The organism is Pseudoalteromonas sp. K222D (genome assembly GCF_017653575.1).
In the GTDB taxonomy this organism is placed as follows: domain Bacteria; phylum Pseudomonadota; class Gammaproteobacteria; order Enterobacterales; family Alteromonadaceae; genus Pseudoalteromonas; species Pseudoalteromonas nigrifaciens.
Window position 1 is genome coordinate 1 of record NZ_JAGGDL010000050.1, and the last position, 21,779, is coordinate 21,779.

Consider the following 21,779-nt stretch of genomic DNA (forward strand, 5'->3'; position numbering starts at 1 on the left):
AAACAGCGCCGATGATAGTGTAGCATTTGCTATGTGAAAGTAGGACATTGCCAGGCTCCAAATTGTAGAAAGCCCGATTAGAAATAGTCGGGCTTTTTTACGTCTGCAGGAAAGTAAGGTTCGTACAATTAATGCCCACTCATCCAACACCTAACACGTAAGTCGGGCGAGCGCAGCGACTCCCGACACTCAAATCATAAAAATATCACCACTGACTAATGAGTGTGTCGCATTTGCACTGTGACTCTCCACTGCTGTGGGCACCACGACATTACCAGGCTCCAAATTATAGAAAGCTCGACTAGAAATAGTCGGGCTTTTTTACGTCTGCAGGAAAGTGAGGTTCGTATAATTAATATACACTCATCCAACACCTAACACGTAGGTCGGGCGAGCAACGCGATACCCGACACTAAAATCATAAAAAACATCACCACCGGCGAATAAGGTGAAACCTAACCTGTGAATATGATTGAATTAATAATGTAGTTATTCTTTTTTTATCACTAGCTACAGTATATAGGTGTAGTTAGTGTTGATAACTTTCGCTAATTTTTGATCTTATTATTTGCTATAATTGTTTTATAAATAGCCTGTATAGCCGTATTGAGAGAATCAGCACAATGGAATTTGAACAAGATAGCACTTTAACCCTTCCTTTATTTCTTTTTGATGACACTTTAAGTGACAGAGATTTAGAGCAACCTGACTTTGAAATTTCATTGCCACTAGATGACGAATTGCTGACTCAACTATGTCAAAACCCTAGTGAAGACAGTAGTATAGCAATTAGTGTTGAGAGCTATCAGTTAACAATAGTTAACCCTGAACTGGCAGATATTGCAGAGCAACAGCATGATGCACAATTAACTTTAACCCGCGGGCCATTATTAAGTGCAGTACTGATTACAGCAGATCAACAAACATTTGTTTCTCCACAAATGGATATGATGCCTACGTTTGATTTAGGCGATGAGGACGAATGATGAGAAAAGTCGTAATAAGTACGCTAATACTGATTATTTTAAGTGGCTGTGCGTATTTAGGTAATGCTCATTACAATGATTTATTTGGCCCTGAGCAAACACAAGATCGTATGGTTTTACATAGTACAATTGAGGGGGCTGATTTTTTACAAAATGTAAAGCCAGTGCTTGATACACGCTGTGTAGTTTGCCACGGTTGCTACGATGCACCATGTCAGCTTAAGCTCTCATCTCCCGAAGGCATTGATAGAGGTTTAAGTAAAGAGCTGGTCTATGATGGTACGCGTTTATTAGCCACTACACCGAGCCGTTTGTTGTTTGATGCAGATAATACCCAGCAATGGCGTGATAAAGGTTTTTCGCCGGTGCTAAATGAGCGCGAGCAAAGCATAGAAGCAAACTTAGCAGGCAGTGTGTTATTTAATAGCTTAGTGCTAAAGCAAAGCTCTGATATTGCTAACAATGAAGTACTTGATGATGATGATTTTGATTTTTCGTTAAGTCGCTCTCAAACCTGTGCCACTATGGGAGAGTTTGATAGGTTGGCGGATGATCAACCACATGGTGGTATGCCTTATGGTTTGCCAGGCGTATCGCGTGAGGAATTTAAGCACTTACAAAATTGGCTGAAAAACGGTGGTAAAATGGCCAATATTGCACCGCCAACAGCGTTTGAGCTACAACAAATTAAGCGTTGGGAAGCATTTTTAAATCAAGATAGTTTAAAGTATCAGCTTTCTGCGCGTTATATTTACGAGCATTGGTTTTTAGCAAACATCTATTTCACTCCAGAAAACACGCAAACCTTTTTTAAATTAGTGCGCTCAAGTACACCACCCGGTGAAGATATTAAACTCATTAGCACACGTCGTCCTTATGATGATCCTAATGTTGAACGTGTTTACTATCGAATGATGCATGAACGCTCAACTATTTTGTCAAAAACACATTTGCCACTTAAATTAAATGATGCAAAGCTAACGCGTTTATATCAGCAGTTTATAGAGCCTGAATATACGGTAGCGAGCATGCCAAGCTATGAGCCAAAGGCTGCCTCTAATCCTTTTAAAACCTATGAAGTGATTCCAATCGACTCAAAATATCAGTTTATGCTTGATGAAGCTGAGTTAATAATTATGGGCTTTATTAAAGGGCCGGTTTGTCGTGGGCAAATTGCACTTAACGTCATAAATGATCATTTTTGGGTTGCATTTGCTGATCCTAAAAAAGTGGCTACTCCTGCTGTAGGTGAAATGCTGATTCAGCACGAAGATGCGCTTGAGCTACCTGCCGCTGAAGAAAGTAACGCATTAGCGATTAAAAGCTGGATTAAATATTCGGTGCGCGAAAAACGTTACTTAAAAGCTAAAGTTGAGCTGGCTAATGAGCTGTTTAAAAATGGCGATCACTTAACCACTAATTTATTGTGGAAAGGTGATGGTGTTAATAAAAATGCTGCGTTAACTGTATTTCGTCACTCAGACAGTGCTACGGTTGTGAAAGGCTTAATTGGACAAGAGCCTAAAACTATGTGGGTGCTTGATTATGCTTTATTTGAGCGCATTCACTATTTATTGGTTGCTGGATTTGATGTATACGGCAATGTAGGGCACCAACTCGTTACACGTTTATATATGGATTTTTTACGTTTAGAGGGAGAGGGTAACTTTCTTGGCCTATTACCTGAAGATAAACGAGAGCAAATTAAAAGTAGTTGGTATCGTAAGTCACCGCCTAGCTTATCTAAGTTCTTTAAAAGTAACCAAGAGTTTAGCCAACCTAGCGGAATAGTTTATAAAACCGATGATCCGCAACATGAGCTTTATGGCTTAATTAAAACGGCATTATCGCCCGTACTTAGCGAGCATTACGATTACACTAACGTTTCTGGGCCGTTAGCAAGTATTAATACTATGCCTGTTAAGGCAATTAACTTATTGCCACCTGTATCTTATGTATTGGTTAAGCAAACAGACAATAGCCATAAAGCGTATACCATTATTCATCATAACGCACATTACAATATCTCTAGCTTACTTAACGAAGAAGGTCAGCGAGCTTTTGAAGAAGATACTGTCACTCTAGTTCCTGGTTTTATTGGGGATTATCCAAGTGCTATTTGGTATTTAAATAATCAACAGCAAGTTGCAGCATTTGCAGAGCAGTTACCACTGATGCAAATTGAAGCTGATTATCGTGCGTTAAAATCTAAGTTTGGCATTCGCCGTACTCATCCACAATTTTGGCAGTATAGCGACATTTTACATCGGGCTGCTAAGCAGTATCGTGGTGTTGAATACGGTATGTTTGACTATAATCGCTTAGAAAACCGCTAGTTTTAATGAACTAAACGCAAGCCCAGCACTAAGTTGCTGGGCTTTTTTTATTGCTTGCTGCTTATTACTTGAAATAATTTACAGTGCAGGAAATAGCGGTTGCTTCGAAGTTTAACTTTGCGGTAATTTAAATTAAGTAGAATAAATAATAAGAGTAAACAGTGCAGTCAATTCAGCTTCAAGCATTTAGTGGCTATTTACAAGGCCAAGGGCAAAGTCGTTACTATATTAATGACCTAAGTTGGCAGGTTAACCAAGGCGAGCATTGGTTGTTACTTGGCGCTAATGGTGCCGGCAAGTCAGCTATTACTGCTGCGTTAGCTGGCGAAGCTAAGCACAGTAGTGGTAAGCGCAGTTGCAGTATAGATGCTGTGCAATTGGTTTCATCTGATGCGCAAAAACAGCTTATTAATAAAGAACTAAAAAATGACAAACAAAGCTCAGTGAAAGAGCTGTTATTGGGTACAGCCAATTATGATGTCGATTTGGCGCTGCGTTTAATTAACATATTAGACTTTGAGAAATTACTAGCTCGTCATTTTAGAGAGCTTTCAACCGGTGAAACTCGAAAGTTATTATTAATTAAAGCGCTGAGTTCGCGGCCTAATTTAGTGGTGCTTGATGAACCCTTTGACGGGCTTGATGTAGAGTCGAGTACTGCGCTTAATGTCATTTTGGCGCAATTAAGTGAATATATTAGTTTTGTGTTTGTAGTGAATCGTGTAGACGAAATCCCTGCTTTTATTACTCATTATGGTTATGTAAATCAAGGGTGTTTACAGTCTATTTTAGCGCATCCAAATGCAGAGCAAGTAGCCGATTTACTCAAGTTACTGCACTTAGAGCACAGCCAACTGAATATTCCAGAGCGAGATAGCTCGCAAGTTCAAGGAGTGTTTACGGGCAATACCTTGGTAAAGCTAAGCCAAGCAAGTGTAAGTTATAGTGGTTTGAGTATTTTTACAGGGCTTGATTGGACTATTAATAAACATCAGCATTGGCAGTTAACTGGTAAAAATGGCTCAGGTAAAACCTGCTTATTAAATTTAATTACTGGCGATAATCCGCAGTGTTATAACAACAATATTGAAGTGTTTGGCTTTAAGCGTGGCACGGGGGAGAGTATTTGGGATATAAAGCAACATATTGGCTTTATATCGAATGCGCTACACATGGATTATAGGGTGAGTATTTCGGCATTAAATACTATTGTTTCTGGCTTTTACGACAGTATAGGTTTGTATCAAACCCCAAGTGATGCACAAATTAATATTGCCAAACAATGGCTCGCGCTAATAGGTTTGGAGGAGCAATATAATACCTCGTTTACTCAGTTATCGTATGGCGATCAGCGATTGTTACTTATTGCCCGCGCTATGGTTAAGCACCCAACCTTGCTTATTTTAGACGAGCCCTGTTTAGGGTTAGATGAGGCAAACCGACAGCGAGTGCTATTATTGATTGAAAAAATATGCGCCGCAGGCAGCAGCACGGTAATTTATGTAAATCATCATGCGGCAGATAAAATTAACGGTATAGAGAATTACTTAAAAATGGAAGATTTTAATTAAAACTGAGAGAAAGGTTGAATGAAAAATCACTCAACCTATTTTTTATTTTAAAGACGAGTAACGTTAAAACCTTTATCTTTTAATTGTTTAAGTAAGCCGTGTTGTTCAGGTAAGTGCAGTGCGCCGACGGCAATAAATAGTTGCTCGTTTACTAAACGTGGTGTTAGTTGTTTAATCCAGTTGTTGTTGCGGTTAATGAGCATTACTTGCTCACTAATTTCACCGTAATTACTATCATCAAAACTAGTATTGTAATAATTGGTTAGAGTTTGCATATCGCCATTTTTCCAGGCATCAACTAGCTTAATAAAGTAGGTATTAATGTCGGCAAGCTGCTCAAAGGTTTCTGCAATCATTTCATTACTTAATAATTCCATACCATCAAACATTTGTAGTTGTTGTTCAAGAGTCTCCAGCTCCCCTACTTTAATATCTTTATTTTTGGCGTAAGCGAGTACTTGCTTATCAATACCTGTTTTATCTGAATAACCGGCATTTTGAAACTCAATTTGCATCATAGTTACCATTACCGCCCATGGCTTTAAGCCATTAAACATAGCCACATCAATCGACTTTTTGGCAAAATAATCTTTAAGTTTATTGTAATTTTCTGCAGAGAGCTCAGTTTGCAATGTTTTACCGTTTTTTAGTAGCATGAGTGGCATAGAGCGCTGCTGCATTTGCAGTGGCGTTAGTTTGTTTATATCTACCTCTACAATAACTTGAGAGCTTGCATCAATTGCATCAGTTACATTTTTAGGCAAGCCTTGCATGCTGGCGTCGCCTACGTGCACAGTGCCAAATAAATAGGAATTAACTCCGTTTTTTTCTATTTTGTATAACGCAGGAGCAGCATAGCTGTTAAGGCTAAATGTTATAAGTAACGCCACAATAAAAAAGTGGCTAATACGAGTAAGAGCATTCATGGTTTGTCCTTAAAATCTCAAAAATTAGTAGTGTAAATACTAACCTAAATTTACCCGGAGGGCAGCGTTAATATAAACGTTAGCGTATTGTTTTCGGTATTACTAGCCGTAATAGTAAAGCCATTTAAGTTACATAAGCTCTGCACAATAGATAACCCTAAACCGTGACGGTGGTTATTAGTTCTAGATGAATCTAGCTGATAAAGCGGGTCGAAAATAGCTTGTAATTGCTGTTCGCTCAATACTGTAGCCACTTTATTACTTAATGAAATGATAGTGGATTTTGGGTTACTTACGGCACTTAATTCGATGTTGTGCTGCGTTAAACCATAAAATAACGCGTTATCTATTAAATTACATAAAATAGTATTAAGGCTAAACTCGTCAGCAATAATGGTTACATTATTTGCAATAGTATTATTTATACGGGTGGCAATATTAGGGTGTTTAAAGGTTAGCTCATTAATTGTTTGTTTGAGCAAATTATTTAAAACGATAGTTTGCGCGTTTAATTCTATGCTGCTAGTTGAGCGCTGCAATAAGAGCAGGTTGTTTACAATGGTTTTCATACGCTCAGAAATACTGAGTACGTCACTGGTATAGGTATCGCTAATACGCTTGTCATCTGGGTATTTAAGTGCGACCTCGGATAAGCTTATTAGCTCTGCAATGGGAGTTTTAAGCTCGTGCGCTATATCGCTGGTAAGGCGTTTTTCATTACTATAAAGCTGCTGATTAGTAGTAATGAATTTATTGAGTTCATTGCGTATAGGCTCTATTTCTTCTACTTTAAAGTCGCTTTCTATAGTTTGTGCCACGGTTGTAATATCGAGAAGTTTTATTTGCTCGTTCAGGTTGTGTAGCGGAAATAGCCCTTTATTTACAATGCGTGTAACCAAGTAGCGCACGCCAAATACACCAATCACACAGGTGAGAATAAACACCACATCAATAATGATCAGTACTTTATTAAGCTCGGCCGTTGGGGCTGCTATTGCCAGGGTCATACTGTTAATAGTAGCTGATGCGTTGGTGTTTCTAATATCTTTTTTAGCAACAAAGTGGCTTATAAGTACTCGGCCGCTTTGTCCGTTAGGTAAGTCGTAATCAATTATTTTAGATTCGTTTATAGGTAGTTCTAAAAAAGGCAGTTGAGTGTTTTTATACAGTTGTAACGATTGAGAGCGCTCAAACACCTCGCTGCCATGCCATAATTGGTAAAACTCACTGGCGTCGGCTTGTTCGTATTCCGACATGAATTTACCCGAAAATTCAAACTCAACTTTACCGTTGTCATCCTCTACTAAGGTTTTTAAGTAGTTAGCTTTATTAGTGAGGGATTGATTAAACTGCTCCTCTACCCAAGAATCTACACTTAAATCAACAGTTAAAAATATAGTGAATAATATAACGGAGATCACCGCGCTAATATTATTAACGAGTTTACGTTTTATTGAGTGACTTTTACTTTGTTGTTGCGACATAACCAAACCCACGTTTATTTTTTATAGGGAGTTCGCCATCAAACTGTCTTACTTTTTTACGTATGGTTGATATATGTGCTTCAAGCGCATTTTTAGAGAGCATATCGAACTGACCGACCACCGCTTCACTTATAAGCTCCAGCCCTAATACTCGCTCGGGGGCATTAAATAAGCACTCTATTATTTTGTATTCATTACGAGTGAGTTCAATGGCATGTTGCTGGTAATGAAGTGTTTTTAGCGAAAGATCTAATACACAGTCACCTACGGTAAGCGTATTTTGTTGGTTTTGCAGTGAACCACGGCGAAGTAGCGCAAGCACGCGAGCGTGAAGTTCTTCAAACGAAAACGGCTTAGTTAAATAATCGTCAGCCCCTTTCATAAGGCCATTTATTTTATCTTGCGGCTCACTACGAGCAGATAAAATAAGTACACGGCTTTGGTTATTACTGCTGCGCAATGCTTGCAAAATACTCATGCCATCTACACTCGGTAGCATTAAATCAAGTAATATTAGGTCGTAGTTTCCACTAAGTGCCATGCTTAATCCTTCTGAGCCGTCACCGGTTTCATCTACGGTAAAACCAAGGTTGCCAAGGCCTACTTGCAGGCTGCGCCTTAGTGCTTCTGAGTCTTCAATAACGAGGATGTTCATCTTTGCTCGATTTGTAAAAATAGCCTTGTTACTTTAACAAGGCTTTATTATCAAGTCACTTTGTTAATGATACCAACCATTTGTATAAGCTAAGTTACCTAGGTTGGCATGGGCTAGGGCTTTTTTAATCAGTTGCTCATCGTTTTTACATGGCACAAGCTGATTATTACTATACGTATAGGTGGTTGCTGGTTTTTGCGGTTGTAGCACCACCACTTTATTGTCGTGCATATAGGCAAAGTTTTTGTCGTATTGCATCATTGCGCGTTGTTTGTTGTCGCTAATAGGTTTTGATAAATCATGGCCTATCATAGGGTGTTTGCCACTTACGCCAATTAAAGATAGTAAAGTAACGGGAATATCGAGTTGGCTGGCTAGTTGATTATCGCGTTTATGGGCAATGTCTTTACCAAAAATAACCGCTGGAATTCTAAAGTGATCAATTGGCACCAAGCTAGCGCCTGATACACGCGAGTCGTGATCGGCTATTACAATAAATACCGTATCGTCCCAGTAGCTCGACTTTTTAGCTTTTTCAATAAATGTACCTAGCGCGTAGTCAGCGTATTTTGCCGCATTATTGCGGGTTTGTTTTTGTTTGTCGTACAGGGTTATTTTATCGTCAGGAAATTCATACGGGCTATGGTTGGAGCTGGAAAATATAAGACTTAAAAATGGTTTATTTTGTTTTTTAAGTTTAGTGAGTTCGATATCAGCTTGGTCGTATAAGTCTTCGTCTGATGCGCCCCACGAGCCATTAAAGTCTATTTTATTAAAGTTATTTGTATCTACAATATCTTTAAAGCCATTACCTAAAAAGAAGCTTCGCATGTTATCAAAGTGGCTTTCGCCGCCATAAATAAATTGGGTGTTATAATTTTGCTTCGCTAAAAAGTCAGCGATAGTAAAAAAGTCACGTTGTGATTTATCAAGCTTAACAACTGCACGCGAAGGTGTAGGCGTAAAGCCTGTAATTATCGCTTCAATACCACGCACCGAGCGCGTGCCAGTGGCATATAAATTATCAAACCCCCAACCTTGTTGATAAAGGGCGTCAATATTAGGCGTTAGCGGTAAACCGCCAAGTGTGCCTACATAGCGTGCCCCTAAGCTTTCTTGTAAAATAATGACTAGGTTTTTTGGTTTAGTGTTATTCGTTGCGGTATGAAAGGTGTTTGTTGGCGCACTTTTATCAGTAAATGTGGCTTGGCTATCTTGCATATTATTGCGCACTATACTGAGCAGTTCATCTGCTGGCATTTTTCCGTAATAATCTTGGCTAGATTGCTCATTAGAGAGCTGCTTTACCGCAAATGCTACGCTATAAAGTGAGTTAAGGGTTAAGTCGTTAAGTAAGTGATCGGTCGAAAACGATACCATGGCTGGGTTAAGTGGTCTGTGCCCTAATGAATTACGCGCGCCTAAAATAGTTAAGCACACTAAAACTAACGCTAAAATTGATTGATTTAACCTTGTTAGTGACGACTTACTTTGCCATTGATGGCTAAATACTTTACCTGTAAATTTGCAGCTTAAAATAAGTGCTATAACAGCAATAAGTATTTCTAATTTATAGCCCGAAAAAATCATTTTAGAGACTTCTTTAGGGTAAATTAAATACTCTATAAATAAGCGGTTTGGGCGTAAATCATACTCGTTTATAAATGTAGGGGTAATCACTTCAAAAAAAACGAGTAAAGCAGACATACCCACTAAGTAAATTTTAATTAGGCTGCGTATTTTATTTTGCCAACCTACGCTCTGCATCAGTAAAGTAAGTAGCAATACGGGCATAATAATGTAGCTTAAAGTGGCTATATCAACTCTTAAACCACCTACAAATATAGAAAACCACGCATGCGATCCAAATACACGATCCCCTTGCCATACACTTAAACCAAAGCGAGCAAGTGTTAAAAAGCCAAGGGCTAAAACAGCAAATACAACAAAAATCCATACCGAGCCAAGTGCATTTTTCACCTGAGGTATTACTTTAACTATTAGCCCCGTTATTTTAGGTATAAAATTTAGCTTTAAGCCCATAATACAGCCCACCAAATAAGTGCGGCAATTAACATGGCTATAAACACACTGGCAGAGGCTATATCTTTAGCGAGACCCGAAAGCTCATGGTGTTCGCTGCCAATCCTATCAACTACAACCTCAACTGCCGTATTTACTAGTTCAGCAAACAATACAAAAAGCAGGCTGGCTATAAGTAGTAATTTATCGCTTAGTGCAATTTCTTGCAGATACACAAACACACCAAGTAACGAAAACAGTGCTAACTCTTGTTGAAACGCCGCTTCAAATCGACTCATCCATTTTAAGCCGTTAAAAGAATGGTTTAAGGTAAAAATAAGGCGCATTAAGCCTTGGCGTTTTATAACGGTTTTATTGCTCATAGTTGTATTTCGCTTGGTGTTGTTTGGCAGCTCGCAAGTAGATCAAGCGATGCCTGATACGTTTTGCTGTTAATGCCAATTAAATTTAAAAGGGTGTGGAAAATATTGTTGTGTGAGCGTGCAGCATTGGTGTCTAAATTAGCTAAGCAGGTATTGGTAATGCGCTGATTATGCTCATCAGCCCACATATAAAGTGGTACGTGGGTTTGTGTGCTAGGCGCAAAGCTATACGGAAAGCCATGTAAATAAGCACCGCCCTCGCCAAGAGATTCACCATGATCTGACACATATAAAAATTGCTTATCTATATTGTTTGGCAGCGTTTTTAATTGCTCAATTACTTGGGCGTTAACAAAGTCGCTGTACGCAATGGTGTTGTCGTAGGTATTAACTAATTCATCAAGTGAGCAATTTTGAATATCGCTTCTGTCGCAGGTTGGGGTAAATTGTTTAAATTGTTCAGGGTAGCGTTTAAAGTAAGTTGGCCCGTGCGAGCCCATCATATGCAGCACGATAACGGTGTTAGCTTGGGTTAAATTAGCCAGTTTGTGTTTAAGTGGAGCTAATAGCGCTTCATCAAAACAGTACTTACCATCACATAAAGTAGATTTTGTTGTAGGTATGTCGATAGTAACTACTCGCGTACATACGTCTTTACAGCCGCTGTTGTTATCAACCCAGAGTACATCACTGCCTGCGTGCTGGGCCAAATCAATCAAGTTTTGCTGGCTGTCGGCTTCGAGTCGATCAAAGTTTGTTTGTGTTTGCAACGAAAACATACAAGGTACAGATACCGCTGTAGCCGTGCCGCAAGACGCCACATTATTAAAGTAAGTAACGCCGTGTTTTTGGGTATAAAAATTGGTGTTACGTTTATAACCTTGATAAGCAAAGTTTTCTGCTCGTGCAGTTTCACCAACCACTATTACGGTTACGCTACTGGTATTAGGCGCAATTAGGGTAGGTGCAGCATCTATATTTTTAAATTCCATATTGGTATACAGCAGCTGATCGCGCATATATTTATAGCCGCTAGAGAGATACTGAAATGGAATAATTTCTTTTTTCAAAATGCGGTTATTGCGGCCCGTTGCAGCATAGTCGGCATAAAAGTTTGTAACCACCAATACTATAAGCGCCAAACACGCTACAACTAGCTTTACACGGCTAAGTATTTCTTGGTGAGGGCGGGTAAAGTGTATTTTTATTTTGCTTAAAACAAAAACAGGCAGGGCAGAAAACAGCAGTAAAAAGCCAATAAGCTGCGGATTTAAATAGCTTAATGCTTCGCTTGAATCAGTTTCGAAGGTGTTTTGGATCATAGAATAATCAAACACCACGCCATAATTTAAGGTGCCGTAAAGTACTGCACTGGAAATAACCAATAAAAAGTAATTAAGTGGCTTTAATAACCACCGAACCGACACTATCGAAAAAAATATAATTAGCAGGCAGAGTAGTAATAGCGGTACTGAAAATAAAAAGAGCCACGAAAAAGAAGCTAAAGAAGTAATGGCGCTAAAAGAGCCATGAATGAATGGAATATTTATAACCAAGCAATAGTAGCAGGCAATCATTACGACAAAAGCGTTGGCGCTACAGTGAATGTAAAACCGTTTACCACGATTAAGTTTTTGCTGTGTAGATATAGGACTAAGTGAATGCATATTTAGGCTCGTTTAAAACAACAACGCCATGTTATGCAACAACACTTAAGAACTGCTTAAGAGAAGCTACGCATTTCCTGAGGGGGGTAAAATAAATTTATTCCCAGAGTATTATTAAAAATTAATCAAACCATAAAAAGGGCATATTAGAATAGGGAATTTATAGCGCTTAACTATTCACATAAAAAAACCATAGCAGGTAATTATAGTGAATATTAAAACCACTTAAATTGCTTATTTGTCTTTTATTTGAATTGAATTTGATGTTGACTTAAGGGGCTTAGCACGGTATTAATATAAAAAGAGAGCAAAGGAATAACCTTTGCGATAATTTAACAACATTTGGTATTAATTACATGCTTGCAAACGCACTAAACCTAGTCCTGATTATTATCGTGGTGATTATTCCCGCGAGGGCTTCGTAGTGCTTTAAAAAACTTAAGCATTTAAAAGCCCTCCGCACTTAACCGTTCGGGGGGCTTTTTGGTTTTAGCGGCAAAATATGTGATTGAATTGTCACTGAGGAATGAGGGTTTTATTAATGACAGGCGCAGAATTAACAATAGATTTATTAGCCAAACACGGCGTAAAAGAAGTATTTGGCTACCCAGGCGGAGCTATTATGCCAATTTACGATGCCTTGTATGGCGCGCCAGTCAAGCACTACCTTACTCGGCATGAGCAAGGTGCAGGCTTTGCGGCAGTAGGTTTTGCTCGTAGTACGGGTAAATTAGGAGTGTGTTTTGCAACGTCAGGCCCTGGTGCCACTAACTTAATTACTGCTCTTGCCGATGCGATGATGGACTCAGTGCCATTATTAGCAATTACCGGGCAAGTGCCTACCGCAGCGATTGGTTCAGATGCCTTTCAGGAGATAGATGTGTTAGGTATGTCGCTGTCGTGTACTAAGCACAGTTACATGGTAGAGCGAGCCGAAGATTTAGCCGAAATACTGCAAGAGGCCATGCACTTAGCGCAAAGCGGTCGCCCAGGGCCCGTACTCGTAGATATCCCAAAAGACATTCAAATGGCGCAAGTGCCATTTCAGCCTTGGCTAGCAGCAGACGAGTACTTACCAGAACTTGATTTAAAGCAAGTTGCTATTGCTAATCAACTGCTTAGTGAAGCTAAACAGCCGGTTGCTTATGTAGGTGGTGGAGTGCAATCAGCGGATGCACAAGCCCAGTTGATGCAGTTTTTAAATAAAACCCACATGCCAGCGGTTGCCACACTTAAAGCGCTGGGCAGTGTGTTACCCGATTACGAGTATTACTTAGGTATGCTAGGTATGCACGGCGGCCAAGCTGCTAACTTAGCGGTGCAAGAATGCGATGTACTAGTGTGTATTGGGGCGCGGTTTGATGACCGTGTTACCGGCAACTTAGCAAAGTTTGCTGCAAACGCTAAAGTAATTCATTTAGACATAGACGCCGCAGAAGTCGGTAAGCGTAAACCAGCAAAAGCTTCTTTAATTGCTGACTTAAAAACGTCCTTACCTGCATTAGAGTGCTTTGTAACTCCGCAAGCATGGTGCGATTATAACAAAGCAATGATGGTTAAATATGCATGGCGTTACGACTATCCGGGCGACAAGGTATTTGCACCCTATTTACTTAATCAACTTAGCCAACGTATGCCTAAAACGGGTGTCGTGTGCTGCGATGTAGGTCAGCACCAAATGTGGGTGGCCCAGCATATGAAATTTAATCATCCCAGTAATCACTTAAGTAGTGGTGGTGCAGGCACTATGGGCTTTGGTTTACCTGCGGCAATTGGTGCACAAGTAGCGCGCCCCGATGACTTTGTTATTACGGTATCTGGTGATGGCTCTATCATGATGAACATTCAAGAGTTGGCAACAATTCGTCGTAATAATTTACCAGTAAAAATACTTATTTTAGATAACCAACGCTTAGGTATGGTACGTCAATGGCAGGAGCTGTTTTTTGAAGAGCGCTACTCAGAAACTGACCTTTCAGATAATCCAGACTTTGTGCAGCTAGCAGCGGTATTTGGTATACCAGGGCAAACCATAACCCATGCTAATCAAGTTGACGATGCAATAACCGCACTGGTTAATAGTAAAGGTCCATACATAGTACATGCCTGTATTGATAATAAAGAAAATGTATGGCCGCTAGTACCGCCAGGTGCAGCTAACGATGAAATGATGACGGGGAAAGCACAATGAAACATAGTTTAACAATCGCCTTAAAAAATCAAAGTATTGCTGTAGAGCGTTTTTTACGCGTAGTACGTCATCGTGGTTTTGACTTAACCCATTTTCAACTCAACATAGACGATGGCCAATACCATGTAACCATGACGGTAGACAGCGATAAGCCAATTCACTTATTAACCAGTCAGCTAAATAAGCTGGTGGACGTAAAAGCCGTTACTTTACAAAATTTACAGCAACAAGCGGTTTAAGTGTGCGCGCAGTAAACAATTGCAGAGTGGGTTAATAAACTTACTCAATAACTAAGAATGAGGAATGCTTGCTTATAAAGCAGCAAAACAGAGGTAATCATGGCAAAATTAAGAAGTGCAACAACAACCGAAGGTCGAAAACGTGCAGGTGCTCGTGCATTATGGCGTGCAACAGGAATGACAGATAGCGATTTCGGAAAGCCGATTATTGCGGTTGTAAACTCATTTACACAATTTGTACCTGGGCATGTGCACCTTAATCAGCTGAGCGAACTGATGGCTGAAACCATTACCCAAGCGGGTGGCGTGCCAAAAGAATTTAACACCATAGCTATAGATGATGGTATTGCTATGGGCCATGGTGGCATGTTGTATTCACTGCCATCACGCGACCTAATTGCCGACTCGGTTGAGTACATGGTTAATGGCCACTGCGCCGATGCGATGATTTGTATTTCAAACTGCGACAAAATTACCCCAGGAATGATGCTTGCAGCGTTGCGTTTAAATATTCCGGTTATATTTGTATCGGGTGGTCCGATGGAAGCCGGTAAAACTAAACTTGCTAATATCGATATTAAACTCGATTTGGTAGACGCCATGGTTAAAGGTGCAGATGAGTCGGTAAGTGATGCAGATTCAGAGCAAGTGGAGCGCTCAGCATGTCCTACATGTGGTTCGTGTTCAGGCATGTTTACTGCCAATTCTATGAACTGTTTACTTGAAGCCATTGGTTTAGCACTACCGGGTAACGGTACTACGCTAGCAACGCATAAAGACCGTAAACAATTATATGTTGAAGCGGGCGCACGCATTGTTGATTTGTGCCGCGAGTATTACCAAAAAGATAACCAAGAAGTATTGCCACGCGCGATTGCTAACAAAACAGCCTTTATGAACGCCATGGTAGTAGATATAGCCATGGGCGGCTCGTCAAATACGGTATTACATTTACTTGCTGCGGCGCAAGAGGCAGGTGTTGATTTTGATATGTCGCACATTGATGCACTATCTCGTAAAACGCCCTTTTTATGTAAAGTAGCACCCGCTACGCCAGAATATCATATTGAAGATGTACACCGCGCTGGTGGCATGATGGCAATTGTACGTGAGTTGGGTAAAGCAGGCTTAGTTGATATGTCGGTAAATCATGTCGCTGGGTCAACAATGGCTGAGCTAGTTAAAAAGTGGGATGCAACAGACCCAACTAACGAAGCTGCTCGCAAATTTTATCGTGCAGGCCCTGCGGGTATTCGCACTACTAAAGCAATGAGCCAAGAATGCCGTTGGGATGAGGGCGATAACGACCGCGAACATGGTTGTATTCGTAGTGTTGAACACGCTTTTCGTCAAGATGGTGGTTTAGCCGTACTGTCGGGCAATTTAGCGGTTGATGGCTGTGTTGTAAAGAGCGCGGGTGTAGTTGATGACATGCTACATTTTGAAGGTACTGCGGTGGTGTATGAGTCGCAAGATGATTCGGTAGAAGGTATTTTAAACGACGAAGTAAAAGCCGGCGATGTAGTGGTTATTCGTTATGAAGGGCCAAAAGGCGGGCCTGGAATGCAAGAAATGCTTTATCCAACCAGTTACTTAAAGTCAAAAGGCTTAGCAGAAAAATGTGCCTTGATCACTGATGGTCGTTTTTCTGGCGGCACATCAGGCTTATCAATTGGCCATGTATCACCAGAAGCGGCTAGTGGTGGTGCGATTGCCTACGTTGAAAACGGCGATAAAATAATTATTGATATTGCTACTCGCGAAATTACTTTAGCGCTTAGCGATGCAGAGCTCGAAGCTCGTAAACAAAAACAGCTAGCGCGTGGCAAGCAGGCTTATAAACCGCTTGATCGTCAGCGTTATGTATCATCTGCGCTTAAAGCATATGCGCTACTTGCTACCAGTGCCGATAAAGGTGCAGTGCGCGATTTAGCCAAACTAGAGGAGCTTAGTTAATTATGGTTTCTCAAGAACTCGATTATTTTCGTGCAATTATTCAAGCAAACATGGAGCCGCTGGCTAAAGTAACTGAGGTTAGCAAAATGGCCGAACTCAGTACTAAGCTGGGCAACCATGTGTGGCTAAAACGCGAAGACCAGCAGCCGGTGTACTCATTTAAATTACGTGGTGCATTTAATAAACTTAACAAGCTGCCTAAAGGCTCAGTAGTGATTACTGCATCTGCGGGAAATCATGCTCAAGGTGTGGCGCTGAGTGCCTCACATTTAGGGCATCAGGCAACTATAGTTATGCCAGTAACTACCCCAGAAATAAAAGTAAGTGCAGTGCGTGCACTTGGTGGTGAAGTAGTATTACATGGTCATCATTTTGATGCCGCTAAAGCCCATGCGCTAGAACTTACAGAGCAACTCAACGGTATATTTGTACCGCCATTTGACGACCCAGACGTAATTGTAGGGCAAGGCACAGTAGCCCGTGAGCTAATGCAGCAGTTAAACGAGCTTGATGCGGTATTTATTCCCGTTGGCGGCGGCGGTTTGCTTGCTGGTATGGCGGTATATATAAAATCACTGCGCCCTGATATTAAAGTAATAGGGGTAGAAGCCGACGAAAGTGCCTGCTTACAAGCCGCACTAAAAGCGGGTAAGCCAGTAGAGCTTGATAGAGTTGGTAGTTTTGCCGATGGTGTGGCGGTTAAAATTATTGGCACTGAAACGTTTAGATTAGCGCAAAAGTTTTGCGACGACGTAGTTACCGTAAGCAGCGATGAGATATGCGCCGCCATGCAAGATATTTTTGTATCTACGCGTGCCATTGCCGAGCCTTCAGGCGCGCTTGCCACTGCCGGGCTGAAAAAGTGGAGTCAGCAATCGGGGTTAAAAGGGCTGCATTTAGCTGCCGTGCTTTCAGGAGCTAATTTAAATTTTGATCGCTTACGTTATGTAGCAGAGCGCACCGCACTTGGCGAAAAAAACGAAGCGCTATTAGCCGTTACCATTAATGAAGAAAAAGGCAGTTTTAAACAATTTTGTGCCTCGTTAGGTGGGCGCGCTATTACCGAGTTTAATTATCGTTATGCAGGGCCCGGCGATGCGCAAATATTTGTAGGTATTGCGCTACGTCAAGGGTTACAAGAGCTAGAAGAGTTAAAGCGAGATCTAACCAATAACAATTATCAATTTTGCGACCTATCGGATAACGAACTCGCTAAGTTACATGTGCGTTATATGGTTGGAGGTAAAGCACCTGAGCAATTACATGAACGTTTATTACAGTTTGAGTTTCCTGAATACCCGGGCGCATTAGCACGCTTTTTAGATACCTTAGGCAGTAATTGGAATATTACTTTATTTCATTATCGTAATCATGGTGGCTCTACGGGGAATGTATTAGCAGGTTTTGCAATTGAACCAAGCCAATTTGATGTGTTTAATGAGCACTTAAATCGCTTAGGCTATAACGTACAAGATGAAACAAATAACCCGTGTTTTACCCAGTTTTTAACCTCGCAGCCTCAGGGCAAAAACGTCGATAAACTCGCTTCGGCATAACCCTCTTTATTAACAAGCACCTCGTTGAGGTGCTTGCTTTATCATGTTTTTTACATATTATTATCAATAAATAATAATATGCTTTGAGGGGAACTCGTTGCTAATTAAAGGACTAATCATTGTTTTAGGGCTTTTTTGTTGCCAGCTACAGGCGCAAGAACCGGTTACATTGCAATTAAAATGGACTCATCAATTTCAATTTGCCGGCTATTATATGGCCAAGCATAAAGGCTTTTATAAAGAGGTCGGGCTGGATGTAAATATACTCCCTGCCAAGTTAAGTATGCCCGACAGTTTTGATGCAGTAGCACAAGGTGAGGTGCAGTTTGGCATTGGTCATTCTGGTGTTTTACAGCAACGCATTGCCGGTAAACCTTTAGTGGCAATGGCTGCTATATTGCAGTTTTCCCCTTATTGCTGGATGGTTAAAGACAGCTCTGATATTTTTCATGCACGAGACTTTATTACTAAACGAGTCACTACCAGCGGTAAAAGAGAGAATACTGAGTTATTAATTATGCTCCAGCGCAGTGGTATTAATACTGACCGCTTAGCCCATTATGAAGGTGATAATCCGACCCGCGCATGGATTGACAATAAAGTAGATGCAATGCAAGTGTATGTAACCGACCTACCTTATTACATGGCGCAACAAGGAATTGCCCACAGACTTATTTGTCCGCAAAGGTACGGTATGGATCTGTATGCCGATATTTTGTTTACTAGCCAAAGTATGCTTAAAAACCACCCGCAAACAGTAGAAAGCTTTTATCAGGCAAGTCTTAAAGGCTGGCGTTATGCAATGATGAATATGGATGAAGCGATAGCAGTAACTCAGCAATATGCACCGCATAAAAGCCCCCATCAGCTAGCTTATGAAGCCGAGGTATTAAAAGGCTATGTTACAGTACCCAGTACTCACCTAGGTAATATGTCGATGGCAAAGTGGCGCTTAATAGCTGATTTATATGGTGTTGAACAAAGTGATTTTGACAAAGTAAAAACTAGTTTTATATATAAGTATCAGGAGCCCGAAAGATTACAGCTTTCATGGATGTTACTGGCAGCAATTATTATCAGCATTATTTCTATCCCGCTGTATTTACGTTTAATCTTCAAAAAATAACCACTTAATGACAGTGGGCTGAGCTGCTATAATTAATTGTGTTTATTTATTTTAAGTTGATATGACCTTAGCTGAGCAGTTTTCTGCACTTGATTCTCTCCTTATGCGTAATCGCCAATATTGGCAATGTACGGCATTTGATTTTGATGCACTACCTTGGCCTGAGCTACAAGAGCCTTTAAATAATTTAACGGATGAAGAAGTTGCCCAACTAGATGGCAATGAAGAACAGTTATATCAATTTTTTGAGCCGCATATTGAGCAACTTGAACAGCTGGTAAATTTGTGTGAGTTACCAACAGCGAAGTTAACACGCAGTGACTATCCGTTTTGGCTTAGTAACGGTATAAAAGGGCGGAAGTTTCAGCAGCTGCAAGATTTTGTAGCGGCTTTACCCAGTAGTACCAAGCCTGTTTTAGAATGGTGCGCGGGTAAAGGACACCTCGGGCGTATGCTAGCGTTTAATGGTGCTAAAAGCGTGCACAGTATAGAGCTGCAACCGCAATTATGTGAGCAAGGGCAGCACAGTGCAAAGCAGCAAGGCTTAGCTATGCACTTTAGCCAAGCAGATGTATTGAAGGATGACATTACTGCTTTTTTTAAAGCCGATATGCACGCAGTCGCTTTACATGCTTGCGGCGGTTTACATCAAGCTTTTATGCAGCAGGCCAGTGTAGCTAAAGTCTCTAACATTAGTTTTTCTCCTTGTTGTTATCATTTATTTACCCCAGATAATTACCTAGCAATGAGTACGCTTGCACAACAAAGTCTCCTTAACTTAACTCATCGCGACTTAAAGCTCGCACTTCAAGAAATGGTCACCGCGCCTTCACGCATAGTTAAAGTGCGTAACACTGAAGTTGCATGGCGACTCGGGTTTGATGCCCTGCGAAAATCGATTACTAATGAGCAACATTACGTCAGTGTGCCGTCGGTTAACAAGGCGGTGTTTTCAGATTCATTTAAATCGTTTTGTGCATGGGCTGCAGACAAAAAGTCGTTAAAGTTGCCGCAAGAAATTGATTATAATAAGTTTTTACTTATTGGGCAGGACAAAATAAAAGTAACAGATCGTATTGAACTGGTTCGACATGTGTTCAGAAGAGCAATAGAAGTTTGGCTTGTGCTCGATCGTGCTTTATATTTACAGCAGCAAGGCTATCAAGTCAGTATTAAAACGTTTTGCGCAAAACAGTTAACACCGCGCAATATTTTGATCTTGGCAAATTACCCGTCTTCGAACTGAAAAGAGATGCAATGAGAAAGCTAAAAAATTTATTCGACAATAATAAGCGTTGGGCAGATCGCACTAGTAAAGCGGATCCTGACTTTTTTAAAATACTATCAATGCAGCAAAATCCAGAGTACTTATGGATTGGTTGTTCCGACTCCCGCGTGCCAGCCAATCAAATTGTAGATTTACTCCCAGGTGAGCTATTTGTACATCGTAACGTAGCAAACGTAGTTGTACATACAGATCATAACTGTTTATCGGTAATGCAATATGCTGTTGAAGTATTAAAAGTTAAACATATTATGGTGGTGGGGCATTATGGTTGTGGTGGTGTACAAGCAGTACTAGATGAAGCCCGCTTTGGCTTTATTGATAATTGGCTGCGCCATGTTGGTGATGTAAAAGAGAAGCACCTAGAGCAATTAAATGCAGTGCCTGAAAAAGAGCGTTTAAGCCGTTTAATAGAGCTTAATGTAATTGAGCAGGTACGTAATGTAGCGCGTACTAATATAGTACAAGACGCATGGGCACGTGGACAAAATTTATCGATTCATGGTTGGGTTTACGGCCTAGAAAATGGCCACCTACATGACCTAGAGTCAGTAGTAACTTGTGCATCAGAAGAAGCCGACACTTATAAAAAAGCCGTGCAACACGTGTTTTCAAAACTTGGCCATGGATAATTAAAGCGATGACAAAAACGGCGGTAATTATAGGTGCAACAGGGTTAGTAGGAAATGAGTTATTAAAAAAGTTACTACAAAGCGCGTATTTTTCTAATGTAATTGCCTTAAGCCGTCGTGCGCTAAGCATACGTCATCCAAAACTCGTTAATCATATAATTGAGTTTGATGAGTTAACTCAATATGCTGCATTATTTAAAGGCGATGTGTTTTTTTCTTGTTTAGGTACTACTAAAAAGCAAGCCGGCTCAATTGCGGCGCAGCGAAGAGTTGATTTTGATTATCAATTTATTGCCGCGCAATTAGCCGCAAGTAATGGTGTGCAACATTACTGCTTGGTGTCATCAAGTGGTGCAAATGCGTACAGCACTAGCCCTTATTTAAAAATGAAGGGGCAACTAGAGCAGCAGGTTAAGCAACTGCCTTTTGCACGTATCAGTATTTTTCAGCCGTCGTTATTATTAGGTAACCGTAAGCGGTTTAGAGTAGCTGAGAAAATTGGCAGTGTTATTTTACCCATTATAACTCGTCTGCCACTTTTAAAACGCTATAAACCAATAACTGGGGAGCAAGTAGCGCAAAAAATGCTGGTTGTGAGTTGCGCGCAGCAGAGCAATTTAGCTTACTATGTACTTGATGAGCTATTTAACCTGAGCTCCGGATAATAAATCTATCTCAAGCAGCTATTTTCAGCGCTAACTGCGTTGAATTTACTTGCAATAGGCCAGCTATTGACGCGTAAATTCGCCTTGTTTTCACTGAAA

17 protein-coding genes are annotated in these 21,779 nt (G+C 40.5%); 11 read left to right on the forward strand and 6 right to left on the reverse strand.

All coding sequences use genetic code 11. The features are described from left to right. The first annotated feature begins 623 nt into the window (after nucleotides 1-623). The 3 genes from J5X91_RS16385 (at nucleotide 624) to J5X91_RS16395 (ending at nucleotide 4,893) form a co-directional block, all read left to right on the forward strand. Entirely contained in the window at nucleotides 624-986 is a 363-nt protein-coding gene (locus tag J5X91_RS16385; RefSeq protein WP_011329423.1) for a hypothetical protein, read from the forward strand. Continuing rightward, nucleotides 986-3,322 (forward strand): fatty acid cis/trans isomerase, encoded by a 2,337-nt coding sequence (locus J5X91_RS16390; RefSeq protein WP_208835243.1) that lies wholly within the window; start codon nucleotides 986-988, stop codon nucleotides 3,320-3,322. Before J5X91_RS16385 ends, J5X91_RS16390 begins: the two co-directional genes overlap by 1 nt. A gap of 161 nt (nucleotides 3,323-3,483) precedes the next feature. Then, nucleotides 3,484-4,893 (forward strand): ATP-binding cassette domain-containing protein, encoded by a 1,410-nt coding sequence (locus tag J5X91_RS16395; RefSeq protein ID WP_208835238.1) that lies wholly within the window; start codon nucleotides 3,484-3,486, stop codon nucleotides 4,891-4,893. 47 nt (nucleotides 4,894-4,940) lie between these two features. On the opposite strand, the gene J5X91_RS16400 is transcribed toward J5X91_RS16395, so the two are convergent. The 6 genes from J5X91_RS16400 to J5X91_RS16425 form a co-directional block, all read right to left on the reverse strand. Continuing rightward, complete coding sequence (locus J5X91_RS16400; protein WP_086994760.1) at nucleotides 4,941-5,819, reverse strand: TraB/GumN family protein; 879 nt, start codon at nucleotides 5,817-5,819, stop codon at nucleotides 4,941-4,943. 50 nt (nucleotides 5,820-5,869) lie between these two features. Beyond that, nucleotides 5,870-7,303 (reverse strand): HAMP domain-containing sensor histidine kinase, encoded by a 1,434-nt coding sequence (locus J5X91_RS16405; protein WP_011329419.1) that lies wholly within the window; start codon nucleotides 7,301-7,303, stop codon nucleotides 5,870-5,872. After that, nucleotides 7,284-7,958 (reverse strand): response regulator transcription factor, encoded by a 675-nt coding sequence (locus J5X91_RS16410; protein WP_011329418.1) that lies wholly within the window; start codon nucleotides 7,956-7,958, stop codon nucleotides 7,284-7,286. Before J5X91_RS16410 ends, J5X91_RS16405 begins: the two co-directional genes overlap by 20 nt. A gap of 63 nt (nucleotides 7,959-8,021) precedes the next feature. Then, a complete protein-coding gene (locus tag J5X91_RS16415) occupies nucleotides 8,022-10,001 on the reverse strand; it encodes an LTA synthase family protein (protein ID WP_208835239.1) in 1,980 nt (659 codons plus the stop codon). Beyond that, nucleotides 9,992-10,363, reverse strand: coding sequence for a diacylglycerol kinase (locus J5X91_RS16420; protein WP_086994754.1), 372 nt, complete (start codon nucleotides 10,361-10,363; stop codon nucleotides 9,992-9,994). Before J5X91_RS16420 ends, J5X91_RS16415 begins: the two co-directional genes overlap by 10 nt. Next, the gene (locus J5X91_RS16425; protein WP_208835240.1) at nucleotides 10,360-12,030 is read right to left on the reverse strand and encodes a phosphoethanolamine--lipid A transferase; all 1,671 of its coding nucleotides are present in this window, start codon (nucleotides 12,028-12,030) and stop codon (nucleotides 10,360-10,362) included. The genes J5X91_RS16420 and J5X91_RS16425 overlap by 4 nt, the downstream gene beginning before the upstream one ends. Nucleotides 12,031-12,571: 541 nt before the next feature. Here J5X91_RS16425 and ilvG point away from each other — a divergent pair. The 8 genes from ilvG to J5X91_RS16465 all read left to right on the forward strand — a co-directional run bounded on the left by ilvG (nucleotide 12,572) and on the right by J5X91_RS16465 (nucleotide 21,680). Further along, the gene (gene ilvG, locus J5X91_RS16430) at nucleotides 12,572-14,221 is read left to right on the forward strand and encodes an acetolactate synthase 2 catalytic subunit (protein WP_086994748.1); all 1,650 of its coding nucleotides are present in this window, start codon (nucleotides 12,572-12,574) and stop codon (nucleotides 14,219-14,221) included. Then, the gene (gene ilvM / locus J5X91_RS16435) at nucleotides 14,218-14,460 is read left to right on the forward strand and encodes an acetolactate synthase 2 small subunit (RefSeq protein ID WP_058374304.1); all 243 of its coding nucleotides are present in this window, start codon (nucleotides 14,218-14,220) and stop codon (nucleotides 14,458-14,460) included. The genes ilvG and ilvM overlap by 4 nt, the downstream gene beginning before the upstream one ends. Before the next feature lie 99 nt (nucleotides 14,461-14,559). Next, entirely contained in the window at nucleotides 14,560-16,416 is a 1,857-nt protein-coding gene (gene ilvD / locus J5X91_RS16440; RefSeq protein ID WP_086994745.1) for a dihydroxy-acid dehydratase, read from the forward strand. 2 nt (nucleotides 16,417-16,418) lie between these two features. Then, nucleotides 16,419-17,972 carry a threonine ammonia-lyase, biosynthetic gene (gene ilvA, locus J5X91_RS16445; protein ID WP_089368828.1) on the forward strand — a complete coding sequence of 518 codons (1,554 nt, stop codon included), beginning with the start codon at nucleotides 16,419-16,421 and terminating at the stop codon, nucleotides 17,970-17,972. A 97-nt stretch (nucleotides 17,973-18,069) separates the two neighbouring features. Then, nucleotides 18,070-19,098 carry an ABC transporter substrate-binding protein gene (locus tag J5X91_RS16450; protein WP_182677574.1) on the forward strand — a complete coding sequence of 343 codons (1,029 nt, stop codon included), beginning with the start codon at nucleotides 18,070-18,072 and terminating at the stop codon, nucleotides 19,096-19,098. A gap of 61 nt (nucleotides 19,099-19,159) precedes the next feature. Beyond that, a complete protein-coding gene (locus J5X91_RS16455; protein WP_208835241.1) occupies nucleotides 19,160-20,344 on the forward strand; it encodes a methyltransferase in 1,185 nt (394 codons plus the stop codon). Between the two features lie 11 nt (nucleotides 20,345-20,355). Continuing rightward, complete coding sequence (can, locus tag J5X91_RS16460) at nucleotides 20,356-21,015, forward strand: carbonate dehydratase (RefSeq protein ID WP_058374299.1); 660 nt, start codon at nucleotides 20,356-20,358, stop codon at nucleotides 21,013-21,015. An 8-nt stretch (nucleotides 21,016-21,023) separates the two neighbouring features. Beyond that, the gene (locus J5X91_RS16465; protein WP_208835242.1) at nucleotides 21,024-21,680 is read left to right on the forward strand and encodes an NAD(P)H-binding protein; all 657 of its coding nucleotides are present in this window, start codon (nucleotides 21,024-21,026) and stop codon (nucleotides 21,678-21,680) included. Nucleotides 21,681-21,779 lie beyond the last annotated feature (99 nt).